This is a genomic window from Bradyrhizobium sp. ISRA430 (genome assembly GCF_029909975.1).
GTDB lineage: Bacteria > Pseudomonadota > Alphaproteobacteria > Rhizobiales > Xanthobacteraceae > Bradyrhizobium.
The window spans coordinates 4,369,328-4,387,081 of record NZ_CP094516.1 but is presented as its reverse complement, the minus strand read 5'-3'; the positions used below and the strand labels follow the sequence as shown (position 1 = coordinate 4,387,081).

The 17,754-nt window shown below is 60.8% G+C and carries 18 protein-coding genes, 1 tRNA gene and 2 pseudogenes; 15 read left to right on the top strand and 6 right to left on the bottom strand.

Going from position 1 to position 17,754, the window contains the following annotated elements; genetic code table 11:
• Position 1: 1 nt before the first annotated feature.
• Positions 2-1,609 (bottom strand): flagellar hook-length control protein FliK, encoded by a 1,608-nt coding sequence (locus tag MTX21_RS20925; protein WP_280966590.1) that lies wholly within the window; start codon positions 1,607-1,609, stop codon positions 2-4.
• Positions 1,610-1,966: 357 nt separating this feature from the next.
• Between MTX21_RS20925 and mnmA the strand changes: the two genes are divergently transcribed.
• From mnmA to MTX21_RS20905, 4 genes are all read left to right on the top strand, one after another.
• A complete protein-coding gene (gene mnmA, locus MTX21_RS20920; protein WP_280966589.1) occupies positions 1,967-3,148 on the top strand; it encodes a tRNA 2-thiouridine(34) synthase MnmA in 1,182 nt (393 codons plus the stop codon).
• A gap of 20 nt (positions 3,149-3,168) precedes the next feature.
• The gene (locus tag MTX21_RS20915; RefSeq protein WP_280966588.1) at positions 3,169-3,807 is read left to right on the top strand and encodes a class I SAM-dependent methyltransferase; all 639 of its coding nucleotides are present in this window, start codon (positions 3,169-3,171) and stop codon (positions 3,805-3,807) included.
• Positions 3,808-3,853: 46 nt separating this feature from the next.
• Entirely contained in the window at positions 3,854-4,213 is a 360-nt protein-coding gene (locus MTX21_RS20910; protein ID WP_280971124.1) for a hypothetical protein, read from the top strand.
• Positions 4,214-4,483: 270 nt separating this feature from the next.
• Positions 4,484-4,560 (top strand) — tRNA-Met (locus tag MTX21_RS20905).
• 669 nt (positions 4,561-5,229) lie between these two features.
• On the opposite strand, the gene MTX21_RS20900 is transcribed toward MTX21_RS20905, so the two are convergent.
• A complete protein-coding gene (locus MTX21_RS20900; RefSeq protein WP_280966587.1) occupies positions 5,230-5,391 on the bottom strand; it encodes a DUF2934 domain-containing protein in 162 nt (53 codons plus the stop codon).
• Between the two features lie 202 nt (positions 5,392-5,593).
• On the opposite strand from MTX21_RS20900, the gene MTX21_RS20895 reads away from it, so the two are divergent.
• From MTX21_RS20895 to MTX21_RS20885, 3 genes are all read left to right on the top strand, one after another.
• Positions 5,594-5,794 carry a hypothetical protein gene (locus MTX21_RS20895; RefSeq protein ID WP_280971189.1) on the top strand — a complete coding sequence of 67 codons (201 nt, stop codon included), beginning with the start codon at positions 5,594-5,596 and terminating at the stop codon, positions 5,792-5,794.
• A 96-nt stretch (positions 5,795-5,890) separates the two neighbouring features.
• On the top strand, positions 5,891-6,130 hold the full coding sequence (locus tag MTX21_RS20890; protein ID WP_280966586.1) for a hypothetical protein: 240 nt from the start codon (positions 5,891-5,893) through the stop codon (positions 6,128-6,130).
• Between the two features lie 14 nt (positions 6,131-6,144).
• Positions 6,145-6,429 (top strand): VapE domain-containing protein, encoded by a 285-nt coding sequence (locus MTX21_RS20885; RefSeq protein ID WP_280966585.1) that lies wholly within the window; start codon positions 6,145-6,147, stop codon positions 6,427-6,429.
• Positions 6,430-6,735: 306 nt separating this feature from the next.
• Here the strand turns inward: MTX21_RS20885 and MTX21_RS20880 are convergent, their stop codons facing one another.
• Complete coding sequence (locus MTX21_RS20880; protein ID WP_280971123.1) at positions 6,736-7,923, bottom strand: IS110 family transposase; 1,188 nt, start codon at positions 7,921-7,923, stop codon at positions 6,736-6,738.
• 234 nt (positions 7,924-8,157) lie between these two features.
• Between MTX21_RS20880 and MTX21_RS20875 the strand changes: the two are divergent.
• Positions 8,158-8,385, top strand: a pseudogene (locus MTX21_RS20875) (transposase domain-containing protein); the annotation flags it as partial.
• 351 nt (positions 8,386-8,736) lie between these two features.
• Here MTX21_RS20875 and MTX21_RS20870 read toward each other — a convergent pair.
• Positions 8,737-8,865: a hypothetical protein gene (locus MTX21_RS20870; RefSeq protein WP_280966584.1), complete on the bottom strand. Its 129-nt coding sequence runs from the start codon at positions 8,863-8,865 to the stop codon at positions 8,737-8,739.
• A gap of 91 nt (positions 8,866-8,956) precedes the next feature.
• Positions 8,957-9,619, bottom strand: a complete 663-nt coding sequence (locus tag MTX21_RS20865; protein ID WP_280966583.1) for a hypothetical protein — start codon at positions 9,617-9,619, stop codon at positions 8,957-8,959.
• 704 nt (positions 9,620-10,323) lie between these two features.
• Between MTX21_RS20865 and MTX21_RS20860 the strand changes: the two genes are divergently transcribed.
• The 4 genes from MTX21_RS20860 (at position 10,324) to MTX21_RS20845 (ending at position 12,197) form a co-directional block, all read left to right on the top strand.
• A complete protein-coding gene (locus MTX21_RS20860; protein WP_280966582.1) occupies positions 10,324-10,791 on the top strand; it encodes an ABC transporter substrate binding protein in 468 nt (155 codons plus the stop codon).
• A 452-nt stretch (positions 10,792-11,243) separates the two neighbouring features.
• Positions 11,244-11,528 (top strand): hypothetical protein, encoded by a 285-nt coding sequence (locus MTX21_RS20855; RefSeq protein WP_280966581.1) that lies wholly within the window; start codon positions 11,244-11,246, stop codon positions 11,526-11,528.
• 197 nt (positions 11,529-11,725) lie between these two features.
• Positions 11,726-12,028, top strand: coding sequence for a hypothetical protein (locus MTX21_RS20850; protein ID WP_280971412.1), 303 nt, complete (start codon positions 11,726-11,728; stop codon positions 12,026-12,028).
• Positions 12,029-12,032: 4 nt separating this feature from the next.
• Positions 12,033-12,197 carry a hypothetical protein gene (locus tag MTX21_RS20845; RefSeq protein WP_280971308.1) on the top strand — a complete coding sequence of 55 codons (165 nt, stop codon included), beginning with the start codon at positions 12,033-12,035 and terminating at the stop codon, positions 12,195-12,197.
• An 879-nt stretch (positions 12,198-13,076) separates the two neighbouring features.
• On the opposite strand, the pseudogene MTX21_RS20840 reads toward MTX21_RS20845, so the two are convergent.
• Positions 13,077-14,168 (bottom strand): annotated as a pseudogene (locus tag MTX21_RS20840) (IS3 family transposase).
• Positions 14,169-14,353: 185 nt separating this feature from the next.
• Here MTX21_RS20840 and MTX21_RS20835 point away from each other — a divergent pair.
• From MTX21_RS20835 to MTX21_RS20825, 3 genes are read left to right on the top strand one after another with little or no spacing between them, the layout of a single operon-like run.
• Complete coding sequence (locus tag MTX21_RS20835) at positions 14,354-14,758, top strand: recombinase family protein (protein ID WP_280966579.1); 405 nt, start codon at positions 14,354-14,356, stop codon at positions 14,756-14,758.
• A gap of 52 nt (positions 14,759-14,810) precedes the next feature.
• Positions 14,811-16,094 (top strand): nucleotide sugar dehydrogenase, encoded by a 1,284-nt coding sequence (locus MTX21_RS20830; protein ID WP_280966578.1) that lies wholly within the window; start codon positions 14,811-14,813, stop codon positions 16,092-16,094.
• Positions 16,095-16,117: 23 nt separating this feature from the next.
• The gene (locus MTX21_RS20825) at positions 16,118-17,134 is read left to right on the top strand and encodes an NAD-dependent epimerase (protein ID WP_280966577.1); all 1,017 of its coding nucleotides are present in this window, start codon (positions 16,118-16,120) and stop codon (positions 17,132-17,134) included.
• Positions 17,135-17,754: the final 620 nt, after the last annotated feature.

Sequence of the window (17,754 nt, the reverse complement as noted above, 5' to 3'; positions counted from 1 at the left end):
CTCACACTCTGATGTCGACGCCGCTGCTCGAACCGAGCATGCGGCCATAGCTGCGTCCCACGGGCGCGGCAGGAGCTGCGTCCTCGTCGCTGATGATCAGCCGGCGGGCATTGCCGCCATTGTCGTTGTTGTTGCCGGAGTTCTGGCTGGATGCATTCTGGTCGCGCAGGCTGAACGACAGGCCGTTGCTGCCGGTCTTCAGGCCCGCATCGTCGAGCGCGCGCTGCAATTGCGGCGCGTCCTGCCGCAGCATCGACAGCGTCTCCGGCTTCTCGACGGTGAGATGCGAGGTGACCTGACCGTTGCGGTCGACATTGATGCGCACGTCGATGCGGCCGAGCTCGGCCGGATCGAGGCTGATGTCAAAGCGCGTCTTGCCGGCGCGCGCGGCGGCGGCGATCTCGATCGGCAGGCCGCTGATCGGCACGGCGGTCGCAGTTGCTGCAGTCGCGGTGAGCGTTGCGGTGGAGGCGGTCGCGGACGAGGTCGTCGTGGTCAGCGGCGCCTGCACGGTCGATGCGGCCTGCGCGCTGGTGTCGGTCGGAGTGACGTTGGCCTGTGCGCTGGCGTGGGCGTGTGTGGTGGGCACGCCCGGCGTTGCGTCGGCGGTGCGGTCGGACGCGCCGGCCTTCGCATCGGTCACGCCGGCGTCGGCCTGCGGCTTGGCGGCCTGCGGATGCGCGGCCGCGTTGGGATTCGTCGCCGTCGCGGGATTTTGTGCGCTGGTGGCGCCCGTCTTGCCCGCGTCCTGACCGATATTCGAGACGTCGGTCTGTGCCTGCGCGGTCGCAGCGGCCTTGAATGAGGTTTTTGGCGTGCCCTGTTCGATTGCCACGAACTGTACACCGCTCGTCTTGGCATCGCTCGCCGTCGCGTCGGTCGCACCGGTGGCAGCATCCGCGAGCGTCGCCGAGGTGTCCGCGCTCACGGTTGCACCCGCGGTCTTGGCGCTCTTGTCGCTCGCCGTGGCCGTATCGGTCTTGGGGCCTGCGATCTGCGCCGCGGTCGAGGCGCTGGCGGCGAGGCCGGCAGCGGCGATCGTCAGCGGCGAATCGGAAGCGTTGCCGGCTTGGCTCGCCGCCGCGTTCGGGTCGGTCGGGACCATGGGCGCGGCAATGACGATCGCGTTCGGATCCGGCGTGGCTGCCTGCGTCGCGTCCGGCTGCGTGGCGGTTGCGGCATCGACGGCGGCGGCGAGGGTGTCGGTATCGTCGCTCTTGTCGCCCTTGCTCGCCTCGGACTTTCCGGAGGCTTTGGTTGTATCCGCCTTGTCCTTGGGCTTGTCGCTGGCCTTGGCGGCGGAGGTATCGTCGTGCGTCGGCGGCGATGAATCCGCATTGTCGCTCGCCTTGCTCTGCGTGGACTGGTCGGTCGCGGAGGTGTCGCGCGAGCCCTTGTCGGAGGATGACGACGCCTGTTCGGAGCGGCGCGGCGCGGCGTCCTGCGCCTGCGACGACGCGTTGTTGCTGATCGCCTGTGTGTTGCTGTCCACCAGCGCGCCGAAGGAGTCGTTCGCGGACGCGTCTTGCGAGCTCTGCGAGCGGGCAGGCCTTTGTGGCGCGCTCGGCACAGGCACGCTGGCAACTACATCTGACGTCACACCAACCACAGGCGACCCCTTGCAAACATCTTCGGATGAGGGGTGAGCAAGGAGCGGGCCAGTCCGGCGCAATAGTGATTTATACAATAATATCAATATGTTGTCGGAGTTCTGGTCGCTCCATCAGGTCCCCAATAACCCCGCCATTTCTGCCTCCCCGGCAAGAATTGCCTTAAAGCGGCTCCCGCGCGCGATTGCTTCACCGGAATGCGGCCTATATTAAAGGGTAGCTCTCAGCCGCTTTCGACCGGGCAAGCCGTTCCCAGGGGAACCAGAGTTCCCCGGGATCGCGGGTGTCCCGACCAAAGCCAATAGAATCTCGCGGAAACACCAGCCGCCGCACTCGCATTCAACAGCCGTTAAGCCATGCTCAACAGTCTGGATCTCGAAGGCCGTCCGCAGGATACCAGGGTTGTCGTCGCCATGTCGGGCGGCGTCGATTCCTCGACGACGGCTGCGCTGTTGAAGGCGGAAGGCTACGACGTCGTCGGCATCACGCTGCAGCTCTACGACCATGGCGCGGCGACCCATCGCAAGGGCGCCTGCTGCGCCGGCCAGGACATCCACGACGCCCGCGACGTCGCCGCCAAGCTCGGGATTCCCCATTACGTGCTCGACTACGAGGACCGTTTTCGCGAGTCCGTCATCGACAATTTCGCCGATAGCTACGCGCTCGGCGAGACGCCGGTGCCGTGCATCGAGTGCAACCGTTCGGTCAAGTTCCGCGACCTCCTCAGGACTGCGCGCGAGTTAGGGGCGACCGCGCTCGCCACAGGCCATTATGTCGCCTCGCATCGCCTCGCGGACGGCTCCCGCGCGCTGACCTGCGCGGCGGATCCCGAGCGCGACCAGAGCTACTTCCTGTTCGCGACCACACGCGAGCAGCTCGATTACTTACGCTTCCCGCTCGGCAATATGGCCAAGACCGAGACGCGCGAGCTTGCGCGCCGCTTTGGGCTGGCGGTTGCCGACAAGCACGACAGCCAGGACATCTGCTTCGTGCCGACGGGCCGCTATACCGACATCATCACCCGCTTGCGGCCGAATGCGATGGATCCCGGCGACATCGTCGATCTCGACGGCCGCGTGCTCGGCCAGCATCACGGCATCGCCAACTTCACCGTCGGCCAGCGCCGCGGCCTCGGCATCGCCTCCGGCGCGCCGCTGTTCGTGGTGCGGCTGGATGCGGCCAACCGGCGCGTCGTGGTCGGCCCGCGCGATGCCTTGAAGATGCACCGCATCGTGCTGCGCGACGTCAACTGGATCGGCGACGGCGATATCGACCGCGCCATCGGCGGCGGCCTCGAGATGTTCGTGCGCGTGCGCTCGACCCGTGCGCCGCAGCCGGCCTGGCTGCGCGGCGGCAACGGCTATTACGAGGTCGAGCTGGTCGCCGGCGAAGAGGGCGTTTCGCCGGGCCAGGCCTGCGTATTCTATGACGCGCCTTCGGGGCAGGCGCGCGTGCTCGGCGGTGGCTTTATTCAAAGCGCCGCCGCGAAGGTCGCGACAAGCGCGGTGAGGCCGCTGGTGGAAGCGGTACGCGGCTAAATATTCTTAGGGCAGGGGGCATGGCAGCAGATATCTCGCGGGCCGGGGTCGAGAAGGCCTATGGCCGCTGGGCGCCCGTCTACGATCTCGTGTTCGGCAAGGTGTTCGACGCCGGGCGGCAGTCGACCATCGCGGAGGCCGACCGGATCGGCGGCCGCATCCTCGACGTCGGCGTCGGCACCGGCCTGTCGCTGTCGGATTACTCGCGCACGACGAGAATCTGCGGCGTCGACATCTCCGAGCCGATGCTGCGCAAAGCGCAGGCACGCGTGCGCGCGCTCGGGCTCTCCAATGTCGAGGTGCTCTCGGTGATGGACGCGAAGAACCTCGCGTTCCCCGACGGCTTTTTCGACGCGGTGGTCGCGCAATACGTCATCACCGCCGTGCCCGATCCCGAAGGCACGCTTGACGAGTTCGTGCGCGTTCTCAGGCACGGCGGCGAGCTGATCCTCGTCAACCACATCGGCGCCGAGACGGGGCCGCGAAAACTGTTCGAACTTGCCTTTGCGCCGGTCGCACGCCGGCTCGGCTGGCGTCCGGAATTCCCGTGGGCCCGCCTCGTCAACTGGGCCGCACGGCACGGCGGCATCACGCTCGCCGAGCGGCGGCCGATGCCGCCGATGGGGCACTTTTCGCTGATCCGCTACCGCAAATCGTGATCGTGCCAGGGAGGAACGCGCGCCAAGCTTGGCGCGTTTCCATTCTATGCGCACGACATCGACATTCATCCTGGCAAGCCTTGCGATCGCCGCCTCCGGCGCCGCGATCGCGCAGGCACCGCCAGCACCGGCGACGCCGCCGCAGCAGACCGCGCCGCCGTCACCGCAGCACGTCACCGACTGCACGCCCCAGGACCGGCTGCAAAGCCCGGCCAAGCCCGACGGCACCACCACCGGTCAGGCCAGGGAACCGCTCGGCGACAAGCTGGCCAAATCCGAGGGCGTGATCTGCCCGCCCTCCGGCGTCGACCCCGAAATGCACGCCCCTGCGCCTGACGGCGGCAACACTCCGGTGATCCCGCCCCCCGGCAGCCCCGGCGGCGACCCGAACGTGAGGCCGAAATAGGGCCCGTTCCCCATCCGAAAATCTCGTCATGCCCGGGCTTGTCCCGGGCATGACGTTCTCTGGCCTTGGATGAAGGCCTGGATGGCCGGGACAAGCCCGGGCATGACGGATTCAGTGCCCAAAAGGCCGAATTGGCCCGCCCGACTTGTCCGCCGAAGCTTTAGCCAAGGCGGAAGCCCTGGCGCAGGCGGATTGCTTGACAGCCCGCAATCCCCTTCCTTATATGCCGCGCGTTCGCGAGATCGGCCGTTTCGGCCGCGCGAGCCCTGTGGCGGGGTAGCTCAGCTGGTTAGAGCACGGGAATCATAATCCTGGGGTCGGGGGTTCGAGTCCCTCCCCCGCTACCAGAAAGCCTTTCAAAAACAATCGCATATGAGAGACAGCGCGGACGTTAGCGTCGGATGCGTGATGGTTGTAGCAAATTGGTAGCGGCTCCCGGGCCTCACGTCTGGGTAATCTAATCCTTGAGTCCCTCGCAGTCTGAATCCTTCACCAACCAAATTTAGACAAGCGAGGCTCGGGCCAGCTTTCTAAAAAGCCCGCAGAGACCTCATCTGGATCAACGTCACAAATAATCCGACGGCGGATGCCCGTCAGATCACGGAGGCATTTCTTGGGATGCGGGCCGGGCTACATGATCCGAGACCGCGACCGCATTTATGGCGGAATCGTCACTCGTCGATTGCGTGCCATGGGCATTCGGGACAAGCCTACTGCACCGGTCTCACCTTGGCAGAATGGCTATGCCGAACGGCTGATCGGGTCAATCCGCTGCGAGTGCTTGGATCGTATCGTCGTTTTCGGCGAGGCCCATCTACGTCGAATCCTTCGATCCTACGCGCGCTATTACAACGACGTCAGAACGCATCGATCATTGGATAAAGATGCGCCGGTCTCTCGCCCGATTCAGCGGACCGGGAGCATCAAATCGTTCCCCATCCTGGGCGGACTCCATCACCACTACGTCCGGGTCTAGGTTTTCGCTACACACACCAGCGCATTAGCGTCATCTCGCGTCAAATGTCGGCACCTTTGTTTGGGTCACAACGCTCCTCTGCGTCCTGCAATTCTCTCTGCGCTTGGCGCCAGAACTCGTCCTCGCGTCCTTCGGGTTTGCCCGCCAGCTCCCACAGTTCGAACGCGCGTTTCCGTATCTGCTCTTCTGTAGGGTAAGCCACAATGAATTCTCCCGGAGCGCGGGTCCCGTCTTGGGCAGAAGGCACAAAGGGGACCCGTCAGCCGATTTTACTTATGATCCAATGAGCCAATTCGGACTTAAGAGGGTTGTTCCTTCTCCTATGCCGCCGCCCGATCTTCCTTTATCCGCACCGCGCATCACGATCCTGAGCAGCCTCATCCGGCACAGGCCGCTGCAACGCCTTGGCCTCATTCCACGGAGCCCGCATCCGAACATCGCGTGTATCTGCTAAGCGCTATCGAGAATTGATTGCGAGCGGCCATGAATTGATCCGCGCCAAGAACGACTTCCCCAAGCCGCTGTTCGCCAATGCAGCGCTCGCGCTGCGCGGGGAGCAACGCTGGCAAGGAATGCTGGTTTTCGCATCAAATGATGCTCATTGACGTGCCGCCGCGGCAGCCGTTCATCGATGCTGCGAATTTCCAACCGCGCCGTAGACCGAACAGGATAATCTCGTTGTCACGCACTGATTGCAGACCATGGAGATCATTACCGTGTCGCCGGCTGTGACTGCACAAGCGGTCGAGTTGGTGGCCCGTGATCGCAGCTTCCATCCCGTGCAGGATTGTCTCGATCACATTGAACATGACGGCGTGTTTCGGCTCGACACGATGTTCTCGACTTATTTCGGTTCGGAGCAGACTGAGTACACGAAGCTGGTCGGCCGCAACATGAGGATCAGTCTGTCGCTCGGATCTTCGATCCCGGCTGTAAAGTAGATACGGTGACGAGCTTGGAGAGCGAACGGGGGCTGAAGAAATCCACGGCCATTAAGGCACTGTTCGATCCGTGGTTCACGGACGACATCAGCGACCTTGGCAGCAAAGATGCCGCGATGCAGGTGGGCGGCGTGTGGTGCGTCGAGCTCGGCGAACTCGATGCCATGAGCCAGCCCGAGGTCTCCAAGGTCAAAGCATTCATCTCTCGCCGAGTTGACCGCTTTCGTCCATCTTACGGTCTGGTTCGCGAGACCGCGGAGTGGTTCGCCGGCAAGTGGCAGGACTACGGGGATGGATAGTTACTCACCGCAACTATCAATAAGTGCGATGTGCGTGCGCTTAAGGATGATCGCAACGAGCAAGAGATCATTGCTGACCGGTTTAAGATCGTGACAAGGGAGTGCCTGGACCGGGATTATCTTGAGGCGGTTCTGATGGCGGGGACGCACGAAAAGGACGTGAAGGTGTTCGTATGAACACCGCAGGGGGCGCTGTTGCTGCCAGCAATTCCTCGGGTCCTTCCGGGGGCCTAGGGCGGGTAGCGCCAGCGCTCAATGCAACCGTAGCTCGCGCCAAAGCGGGACACATTTAGCCGCTTCCTCCCGTCAGTTCATGACAACTTTTTTTGGCTTCTCCTTCCAGGCCGCCACCATCCGCTCGTACGCCTGCTCGACGCGTGCGACGTAGCCAGCTTCCCGCTCGCGGAGATCCTTGATCCAGTAGTCCCGACCCGGGCCAGCCTTGCCATAGGCACGGGGCGCTCCAGCCTTGAGTGCCACCTTCCGGAGTTTCATCGCTGTAAACGCTGGGCGCGCGTAAGCATAATCTTTCCCGGTCGTCAGGATGTGCCAGATCATCACTGCGAGCTTACGTGCCGTTGCGACGGCCGCGACTCCAGGCCCATGCTTCCTCTGAATGCGGTTGAAGAAGGCCCGCAGCGGCCCTGGCGCCGTCTTGGCTGACCAGGCCGCTTCAACCAGCATCTTGCGGGCGTCACGATTACCCTGTTTCGAGATGCGACCATGCCTTGCCGGGTGCTCTCCCGATTGTCGAATCCGACGGGTCAAACCGAAGTAGCTGCTTAGCTTATCCGGTGACGGGAAGCGTGCGATGTCGCCGATCGAAGCCAGCACAGTCGAAGCAACGACCGAACTCACGCCGGGAATCGTCATCAGCTTGAGGGCCCGTGGATCATCCAGAGCCTCTTGCGCCACGACTTTGTCGATCTCCAACAGCTGTTTTGTCACGCGTTCGAGTTCCGCGATCAGACGCTGGAGCATCGCATATTCTTCCGGTGGAAGAGGCAGACTCTCGAGCCAACGTTGCCCGGACTTGCCGAAGAGGTGGCCTTTGTAGGGCGGTATGAGATTGGCATGTAGGATTGCCTTCATGCGTCCCTTAATTCTGACGATCTGCGCCAAGACGCCAGCGCGCTCCGCTATCTGGCGCCGGCGGCCGTAGGTATCCTCGTCGGCAACCCAGACCTCAGGCAAGAAACCGGCAGCATGCAACTTTGCCAGGGTTTCAGCATCGATCTTATCCGTTTTGATCCGCGCATAGGCGATCGCTCGAACAAGCCTCGGGTTGGCGACCGCGACGCGCTTAACATGCGGGCGCAGAAGACGTTCGACCGCCGCGCTGTTGCCCGTCACCTCGATGACCACTTCATCCTCTCGGCTGAGTGTTTTGGCGAACGCGACAAGTCTATCGTGGACAAGATCTACGCGGAGTTGTCGGGTTATCACACCGTCCTCCAGAATAGCGACCTGGGCGAAGGATCGATGGATGTCCATGCCGACGATTCTCATGCTTGGTTCTCCTTTGTTTCGGAGCCAGTGGGGCTTGCACGACATCTACGGATCCGCGCTCACAGCGCAGCCGGGCAAGTCGTAGGGGGCGGCCAAGTAACAACGCGAGCTCGCAGCTCATGGACAGGACGGCCTGCCACCGTTTCATGCTCCAGACGCCCCTATCCCGGCCTTGGCAAACTAACCCGGAAACGAGGCGTCGACAGCATCATGCCCTTTAACAATGCTGCCGAGCGTGAGCTACGGGCGGTCGCCGTGGGGCGAAAAATTGGACCGGACGGCGTGCGGCTGCCATCTACAGCCTCATCGCCACCGCCAAACCCAATAACATCGACCCGGAGGCTTGGCTCGCCGACGTGCTGGCGCCTACCGGATCACCCTGCCAAGCGCATCCACGAACTCATGCCATGGAATTGGCAGCTTCAGAACGCCGCTCACGCGGCGTAAGACAGCTCCACAGATCTATGAAGTGGTCGGAGATCTGTTGATCAATGGCATCTAAGGTTCTGGCTGCCCGTCGCTATCCGCTGGCGCTCTAGCCACTCCCTCTTTTTTGGCGGCCTCAGCGTAGCGGCGATCGGCTTCGATGGCCGCGCGCCTCATTATCTTGTGGTTCTCTTCGGCAAGCGCCTCAAGCGCCTCCCTCACTTCGTCCCTGGTCATTACAGGTTTTCCTCGGCCATGACGGTGACTTCGCAATCGTAGAGGATCAGTGCTCGCTGATCATCCCCTCTGGAGCCAGCCCCCACGAACCGCCGATTCCGATTTCTCAGGTGCAATGCCAACCGACCTGGCATCTCATCGCAATCCGGCGATAACGTCGATCAACTCTGCTTTCGGATTGATCTCGTTAACCAGGGCCGTCGCCGGATGCGCACCGAAATCAGCCAGAATCCGTTGTTGCAGCAGCGAAGCAGACTTCAGCACAGACCAAAATGATCTTTTGAGCCGCTAAGATGCCGCCTAAGCGCGGCTAAGGCTATCGCTATCGCCAGGCGCCCCTAAGAACGGCGCGATGTCAAAATGACATTGGGTGCAGCACGATGTCGAACAAGAGTTTCTGAAGCTCGATGATTTCTATCCGGATGCCGTTGCGTGTTTTCCACCATCGGTCGGGGTCAAAGTTTGTGTAACGCGCGGGTTTGACCGCGACACGTGTCGGATGGCCTTTCATGACTCGGTTGATCACTCGCCGCGATCGTCGCGAGTGATCCTTAGTTGCCACAAACACGATGGATCGGAACTGATGCTCGTCGCACCATTGCGGAAGAACCCCGCCTTCACCTTCGGTTCCATCGACTCTGGATATTCGCACGACATCCGTCACGCCAAGCGATCTTAGTTGGCGAATTTGCCTTGCCCCCGGATCCTCGTAAGGCAGTCCCCGGCGGCTGAACTCTACTTCTACCTCATTTGGAAGCTCCACAAAAACCGCGACGCGCTTTGAAATGCCGCTTTGCACGAGGTCAGCCGCTTCGAGCGACCCAGCGCCACCGGAATCGATTGATAGGACGATGATGTCGGCGGACGCGACCGCCTCGTTTACGACGAGGGCCCACCCAGCGGCTCGCAGAACTGGCTCCCGGACGGAGCGAACAGCAACGATCGCAAACACGGCCAATGCGACCAACACTAGGATTGGGGCCCACCTCAGCCGCAGGGAGATCATAGTCCGCTTCATCGGGTTCTCACACGAACGTGCTATGTCGCCCGCGGCGAGGATCGACCATGCGCGGCCAAGATGTCCAGTCCGGCGTTGGCCCTTCGCTACAGCTTCCGAGGTGCTGGGGAAGTCGGGATTTGAGGTTGGAACCTGAAGTCCCTGGCCAAGGCTCAGACCAGCGCTCTTGACTCATCCTGAGACGTCGGCGTCCGAATTTACCGATTTGCACATGAGGGCCCCAGTTGACGGTGTGATAGGCTATCTGCCGTTGGCAGGCACCACTAATGAGGCGACGGGACTTTGTCACTCTATTCGGCGCCGCTGCGGGGCCGCACGCCGCGCGCGCACAGCAGGCCGACAGAATACGACGCATCGGCGTGCTCTCGGGACTAGCCCGAGACGATTTGGACGCTCGGGCTCAGCATGCAGCGTTCATGCAAGGCTCCTACAATTGGGTTGGGTCGATGGCCGGAACGTGCATATCGACGCCCGCTGGTCGGCAGGACGTGCCGCCGACGCGCGAAAATATGCAACAGAACTAGCCACTCTCGCTCCGGATGTCATCCTGGCTAGTGGCAGCGCGTCCGCCGGGCCTACGCTCGCAGCAACTCACATCATTCCAGTGGTGTTCGTAACAGTTCCTGATCCCGTCGGCGCTGGCTTTGTCCAAAGTCTTTCGCGCCCGGGTGGCAATGCTACTGGGTTCATAGTTCGAGTACGACTTGTCCGGTAAATGGTTGGAATTGCTCAAGGAGATCGCGCCATACGTGACGCGAGCTGCGGTCCTTCGGGATCCCAACACAACCGCCGGGGCCGGTCAGTACGCTTTTATCCAATCCGCGGCGCCAGCCATCGGCATGCAGGTAAGTGCCGTCAACTTAGACGAGGCAACCGCGATTGAACGCGCTATTGAAGCCTTCGCCCGTTCCCCGGATGGCGGTTTGATCGTGACTGGGACGCCACTCGCAGTAGTGCATCGCGATCTGATTATACGATGGCTGCCCGATGCAATCTGCCTTGCGGTCTATTTCGAAAGCCACTTCTTCGTACCCTATAGCGGACTCATCTCCTATGGACCCAACTTTGTCGATCAGTTTCGGCGTGCCGCCACCTACGTGGATCGCATTTTAAGAGGCGAGAAGCCGTCCGAGCTTCCGGTACAGATATCACCGGCTACGAGCCGGTTATAAACCTCCGCCAAGGCGCTCGGCCTCACCGTGCCTCCGGCCCACCCAAAAGCCCGCGATGACGCGGGGCTTTCCCGTTGAGCGATCAGCCGGTCTGAATCTCAAGCTGCGCTGCGCTGGAAATCGCGGATGGAGCCATCGTTCCAAACCGGCGCACACATGGGTGTGCAGGAGTTCTCAGCGCCACATCGTCGGCGCGCTCTTGCGCGCGCCACTGAAGTGATCGAATAAGAGATTCGCTTTTGCGGCGGTGCATTGTGTCTCGTATTGTAGACTGCCCGCCGTCGCCCCTGACGGCGGGCGCTCTGTGAGTTGCATAAGTGGCGAGGTTACCAAAGCACCTGCGATGCCGGGCTTCATCAAGCCTCAGCTCGCCACGCTTAGGAGCAAAGCACCTTCGGGCGCGAACTGGCTCCACAAAATCAAATACGACGGTTACCGTATCCAACTCCATATTGACGGCGAACACCGGCAAGGCATTCACCCGCAACCGGCTCAATTGGATCAAGCGCTTCTCCAACATTGCCGGTGCCTTCGACCTACCCGTTCAGGCGATCATCGACGGCGAGGTCGTTGTTGTCCACGAAGGCCGAGCCGACTCGCCGAATTGCAAGCAGAACTCGCCCGAGGGGACCAAGATCGCTTGTTGTATTACGCCTTTGATTCGTATAGATCGATGGCAAGGACCTTCGCAAAACGCCTCAGATAGAGCGCAAGCGGCAGCTCAAGAAGCTGTTTGACGATTACGACTTAAAACCGCCTGTACTTTACAGCGAGCACCTAGAGGCGACGGTCAGGCGCTCTTCGAGCATGCCAACAAGCTCAATTTTGAAGGCATTATCTCCAAGCGCGCCGACGTTCCGTACCGTTCCGAGAGGACTGAAGCCTGGCTCAGGGTGAAGACGGTCAAGCGTGAGAAGTTTCCGTCGTCGGCTTCATCAAAGATCCCACAGGCGTTGCCGCGCTCTACCTCGGCAAGAAAGAAGGGAACGAACTGCGCAACATGGGAAAGGTCGGTACGGGCTGGAGCCGGACCACCTCCCGTCAATTTAGGAATGCCCTTGATGCGGTGGTGAGCCCGAAGTCCAAGCTCACGAAGCCGATTAAGAAGCCGAAGGCGACATGGGTCGAACCGAAGTACTATGCCGAGTACCGGGAGATCACATCCGAAGGCTTACTAAGGGCAAGCTCCTTCAAGGGGCTGAGCGCGGCGTTCCTAGAAGCGTTTTCTCCGATGTAGCTCGATGAGGAAGGTCGATCTTGTCGAGGCCATTGCGGAGTTGAAGATGGACAAGCTCACGGAAGAACAGCTCGCCGAGCTCAAGAGACTCAGCAAGAAGCACGCGTGCCGGATGAGTCAGAGATCGTCACCTCACGAGAAGAGGCTGAAATCCGCATTCGCGACCTGAAGGAGAAGTCCCGCATTGAATGACCCGAATTGTCCGATCTGTCGCGGCCTTGGGTGGGTGTGTGAGAACCACCCCAATCGCGCTTGGAGCACAGGGGATCATCGAGGAAGTTGAAGGCGAGCCAAGGAAGACGCGCCATTGACGAACCCGGTCTCCAGCGCACGTCCGCGAGCAGACGGTCGGAAGCCCTCGCCGACGATCGGCGTGATGTGCTTAGTTAGGAGTACCGGTCAGCCGACACGGGTATCGTATTGAAAAACAGGTGCTCGTGAAACTTGGTGGTCATAGTCCGCAGAGAAGCGCACCGAGCACGTCAGCGCAAATAGCCATTTACACTTTAAATTTGAACGGGCTCGGTATCCTATGGCGAAAACATACCGGCGATCCCGAAGCGTTCGCTGACTTCAGGTGGAGTGAACGACGTGAGCATTTTGTGGATGGATATGACGTAGGCGTCCTGCGCTACTCATAAAGGCCGCCTCAACCACGCTGGCCACTGAATCTTCGCGTAAGCCATTCAGACTAATCCTCACCGGGATTTTGCGGTCACCCCCGGGCTGGAGCAGCGCCGTGTCGGAATTTCAAACAGGCGGCGTTGTTGCGAGTGTCTTGTTCGCGGGGTTGCCTCGAGGCGCTCACTGCCCGGAACGCGTTGTCTGAACGAGGGTAGGGAACAATCAGCTTGGCAAAGCGTCTGTTTGAGGCCCCCAGCCGAAAGGTGCCCCCCAACTGCTGGAGGAAAACCCGCATCAAGCGGGTTGGCGGCCCCCACTTGGGGCCGTTTGAAATTCAGGTCGTGCCTCCATTAGAAATTTAGGGCCCATCGGAATTCCTGCGCTAGTATGCAACATGATCTTCCCCCGAAAAAAGTGGACTGGTTTAGGCGGCTTTTAGCTCCATCTCGATCTGAGGGATATATCCGATGGCGGAATGGAGCCTGGTTCGATTGTAGAAGCCCTGGATGAAGGCGAAGATATCACGCTGGGCTTCGGCACGGGTCTGATACTGGCGATGACGGACGAACTCAGTCTTAAGGGTGTAGAAGAAGCTCTCCATCGGCGCACTGTCGTAGCAGTCGGCCTTGCGGCATCATGGATGCGCTGATGCCGGCGACGGCAAGGGCCGCGCGATATTTGTGTGAAGCGTACTGCACGTCGCGATCGGAATGATGGATCAATCCAGCAGCGGGTCGCTGCTGGCGGAGCGCCATCGATAGCGCGGAGGAAACGAGTTCGACCCACATGTGATGGCGCATCGCCCAACGGACGATCTTGCGGCTGAAGAGGTCCATGACGGCCGCCAAGTACAGCCAGCCCTCGGCTGTCGGGATGTAGGTGATATCGGCAAGCCAGACCCGGTTTGGGTTTGCGGCAGTGACGTCGCGCGCGATCAGGTTCGGCGCGACCGGCAGATCGTGACGGTGCGGACCCGACGTGGCGGCGCCATGATCGCCCGAATGCCATGCCGTGTCGCATCAGCCGTTCGATCCGGCCACGGCTGGTCCCTGCGTCCGCAAGACGGCGTGGACCCGAGGACTACCATAGCGCTGGCCGCTCTCGCGATGGAGCTGCCGGATCTCGGCCTGCAGCACAGCATTGGAGGTTGTACGGCGCTCTCCGGGCGCTCGCGCCCGGCGTAATCGCGAGACCTCGAGCACGGTACGTTCAACCGCACCGGATAGCTGTCGCGATGGTCCTCGATGAAGCGGAAGCTCATGTCCGGGTTCCGGCAAAGATCGCGATCGACTTTTTTAAAATATCGCGCTGCATGCGCAGCCGTTCGTTCTCCTGGCGCAGCCTGGCGATCTCCGAAGCCTGGTCCGCCGACATCGGCGTTGCCTGCATGATAGGGCGCCACGTCGCCGATGCCGGCCACCTGCCGGAACTTGTCGACCCAGCGTCGCAATACCGAATCGTGCAGACCGAGCTCCTTGGCGACCACCCGGATCGATCGACCACTCGAGACCACCAGTTCAACGGCCTAGCGCTTGTAGTCGGCCGTGAACGACCGACGTTGACCACTTCCATTCGACAACTCCGGGCTCTCAGAGCCTACTACAGGTGTCCATTCATTCGGAGGAGGTTCACGTTGCGGTTGAAGGCATGTGGGTGTCCGGAGAGAGGGTAAGGGACGATCGGATGATTGGGGCGGAGGAGATGGCGGACGTCATCGTCGTCCTGAAGCGCCGCGGCATCGCGGCACGATACCTTTATCAATCTGGCAACATCGTCTATAATCGGAACTCGTTTCGTCCTCGAGAGCAGTGTAAGCCGGGCCCGCCCGAACGGTGGATCCGAAAAGTCGGTGCCTTCGAGCCGGTGATCAGTCCTGAGCTGTTCGCGAAAGCGCAGGCCATCATCGCGGCCCGCAAGAGAACCAAAGGTCTATCCAGCGAGGAGATGCTTAAGCGGTTCAGAATTCTCCTACAGAGAAAGGGACGGTTCAGCCGCGATATCATTCGAGTGGCTCCGGAGGTATCAATTCCGGCTCTTTACCAATTTCGATTTGGAAGTTTGAGAAACGCCTATCAGCTGATCAGCTATTTCTCGAAGTGGAATTGAGGTGCTTCCTAGCTAACGAGACGTTGCAGCGCAGTTCTGGGAGCGGACAGGTTTGCCAACTATCCGAAACATTGGCGTCATAGGCCTCGGCTACGTCGGGCTTCCAGTGGCGGTGGCGTTTGGTCGGGCCGGATATCGCGTCATCGGATTCGACATCAACGCGGAGCGGATCGCCGAGTTGCGTCGAGGTCAGGACCGGACGCGCGAAATCGAGATGGCTGATCTGCATGCCGCCCGGATTGAATACACTGACCAGCCGGGTGATCTGGCCGCGGCCGACTTTTTCATCGTTACGGTTCCGACTCCGATTGATGGCGCAAACAAGCCCGATCTCCGCGCGCTGTTGAGTGCATCGAGGTCCGTCGGTGGCGCATTGAAGAAGGGAGACATCGTCGTTTACGAGTCGACGGTCTATCCCGGTGCAACCGAAGAGGAATGCGTGCCGGTTCTCGAACGTGCCTCCGGTCTCAAGGCCAGCGTTGATTTCCACGTCGGATATTCCCCCGAGCGGATCAATCCCGGAGACAAGGAACACCGCTTCGAAACCATCCAAAAGGTGGTATCTGCGCAAGACGCCAAGTCGCTCAGGATCGTCGCCGAGGTCTATGGCGCGGTCGTCAGGGCCGGCATCTACCAGGCGCCTTCGATCAAGGTCGCTGAAGCGGCCAAGGTGATCGAGAATACACAACGAGATCTCAACATCGCCTTCATGAATGAGCTCTCGCAGATCTTTCATGCGCTTGATCTTGATACCGGCGATGTGCTGGCGGCTGCCCGCACGAAGTGGAATTTCCTCCCGTTTCAGCCCGGCCTGGTCGGCGGGCACTGCATCGGGGTCGACCCCTATTATCTGACCTATCGTGCCGAGATAGCGAAGTACCATCCTCAAGTCATCCTCGCGGGACGGCGCATCAATGATGACATGGGCGCACGGATTGCGCGAGAGTGTGTTCGGCGTCTTCTGAAGAGAGGATCCCGCGGCGGCGTTGTCACCGTGTTGGGCGTGACGTTCAAGGAGAACTTGCCGGATCTACGCAACTCCAAGGTTATCGATATCGTGCGCGAACTGGAATCGTTCGGCATCAAGGTTCAGGTCCGCGATCCCTGGGCGGACCGCATCGAAGCCTTCGACGAGTATGGAATTGAACTCTCCGATCACAAAGAGCAGCAGCCGGCCGACGCGGTTGTTCTCGCCGTCGCGCACGACACTTTCATCAATTTGGGCTGGCCATTCTTGCAGACGCTCCTGAAAGAGGGACAAGGTCTAGTCCTGGACGTCAAGTCCCGGCTGGAGCGGGCGAGCAAGCCGGCCGAGATAGAACTCTGGCGACTTTAGCTCCTGAGCAGATAACAGGCGCAATGACTGATCAAAAGATTCTGGTGACCGGTGCCGCCGGCTTCATAGGGTTTCACGTCGTACACCGGCTTGCGTCGGCCGGTCGGGACGTCGTTGGTCTCGATGTCGTCAATGACTATTATGATCCGACGCTGAAGGAAGGGCGCCTCCGTGTGCTGCGGGAGTTTCCGTCCTTCCGCTTTATCAGGAAGGATCTCGCCGATCGCGAGGCCATCGCTCCATTCTTTGCCGAATCCCGCTTTTCCCACGTCGTGCATTTGGCGGCGCAAGCCGGCGTGCGATATTCTCTGGAGAACCCGCACGCTTATGTCGACGCGAACCTGCAAGGCTTCATGAACGTCCTTGAGGGCTGTCGGCATACCCAATGTCGGCACCTTCTCTACGCTTCGTCATCCTCTGTGTATGGCTCGAACAAGAAGCTGCCGTTCTCGGTCCGCGACAACGTCGATCACCCGATCAGCATTTACGCGGCTTCCAAGAAAGCGAATGAGTTGATGGCTCATGCCTACAGCCATCTCTTCTCGCTGCCGACCACCGGCCTGCGGTTCTTCACGGTGTATGGACCGTGGGGGCGGCCCGACATGGCGTTGTTCATATTCGCAAAGGCGATCGTGGAGGGCAGGTCGATCAAGCTGTTCAATCACGGGCAAATGTCGCGTGACTTCACCTACATCGACGACGTCGTGGAGGCCATCGTCCGGCTGATCGATCGGCCGCCCGCGCCGGGGCAGCAGGCTCCGACGAACGCTCCGGATCCCTCACGCAGCGCCGCGCCCTGGAAGATCTATAACATCGGGAACAACACGCCCGAGCAGCTCATGCACGTCGTTTCCTTGCTCGAGGAGGAGCTGGGTCGTGTTGCCGTGAAGGAAATGCTTCCGATGCAGCCCGGCGATGTCCCGGCGACGTACGCTGACATCGATGATCTGACGCGGGACATTGGTTTTCGACCATCGACCAGCGCCGAGGAGGGGATCCGCAAGTTCGTCAAATGGTACCGCGAATACTATGGGATCTAAAGCTACCTGGAGTGCCGTTCTGCGCTGATTGGAAACACGGGGAACGAGACACGGCTTGAGTCCAGAGCCGGATCTCGTCCGGCCGACAGACGCGACCCGCATAGCCAGAACTGAGGGCGAGCTGAGTCAAGAGGGAACATCTCGTCACAAGTAAGGAGCGCTTACGGTCGGCCGCGAGGTCTGCCGAGGGCCGAATTCTCGGGCTTATCGACGGTGCGGGGAAAGCTTGCCGTCATTTCTTCAACGTCAACCCCATCTCTCGCGCCATCCGCCTTACTGAGCCAGTATGCCGGCGGAGAGCGGCGGCAATTTCAGACGCAACGAACCGCAGGCGTATCATCGCCGAAAGCTTCCTACGTTCGAGATCAGTCCATTCCTTCGGCTTGGATGATTTCATCTCGAAATCTTCCAGCACGGCAAGGGGACATCCGTACAGTGCTCCTGATGGCCGCGGATTTAGGTGGTAGCCGCGTCCCAGGCCTGTTGGTCGAAGACCGCAACGTTTGCGCGCTCAAGACCCCGCTCCATCTGGGGCTGGGGGCTGAATAGCGATGGAGCGGGAGACGGAGCTTCATTCGCAGCAGCGCTGGAAATCGATCGAAAACCCCGACCCGCCGAGC

Excerpts from the sequence above, each read along its gene's own strand:
- mnmA (WP_280966589.1), top strand. The coding sequence starts at position 1,967 with ATGCTCAACAGTCTGGATCTCGAAGGCCGTCCGCAGGATACCAGGGTT.
- MTX21_RS20915 (WP_280966588.1), top strand. The coding sequence starts at position 3,169 with ATGGCAGCAGATATCTCGCGGGCCGGGGTCGAGAAGGCCTATGGCCGC.
- MTX21_RS20910 (WP_280971124.1), top strand. The coding sequence starts at position 3,854 with ATGCGCACGACATCGACATTCATCCTGGCAAGCCTTGCGATCGCCGCC.
- MTX21_RS20890 (WP_280966586.1), top strand. The coding sequence starts at position 5,891 with ATGGAGATCATTACCGTGTCGCCGGCTGTGACTGCACAAGCGGTCGAG.
- MTX21_RS20880 (WP_280971123.1), bottom strand. The coding sequence starts at position 7,923 with ATGGACATCCATCGATCCTTCGCCCAGGTCGCTATTCTGGAGGACGGT.
- MTX21_RS20865 (WP_280966583.1), bottom strand. The coding sequence starts at position 9,619 with ATGAAGCGGACTATGATCTCCCTGCGGCTGAGGTGGGCCCCAATCCTA.
- MTX21_RS20845 (WP_280971308.1), top strand. The coding sequence starts at position 12,033 with ATGAGGAAGGTCGATCTTGTCGAGGCCATTGCGGAGTTGAAGATGGAC.
- MTX21_RS20835 (WP_280966579.1), top strand. The coding sequence starts at position 14,354 with ATGGCGGACGTCATCGTCGTCCTGAAGCGCCGCGGCATCGCGGCACGA.
- MTX21_RS20825 (WP_280966577.1), top strand. The coding sequence starts at position 16,118 with ATGACTGATCAAAAGATTCTGGTGACCGGTGCCGCCGGCTTCATAGGG.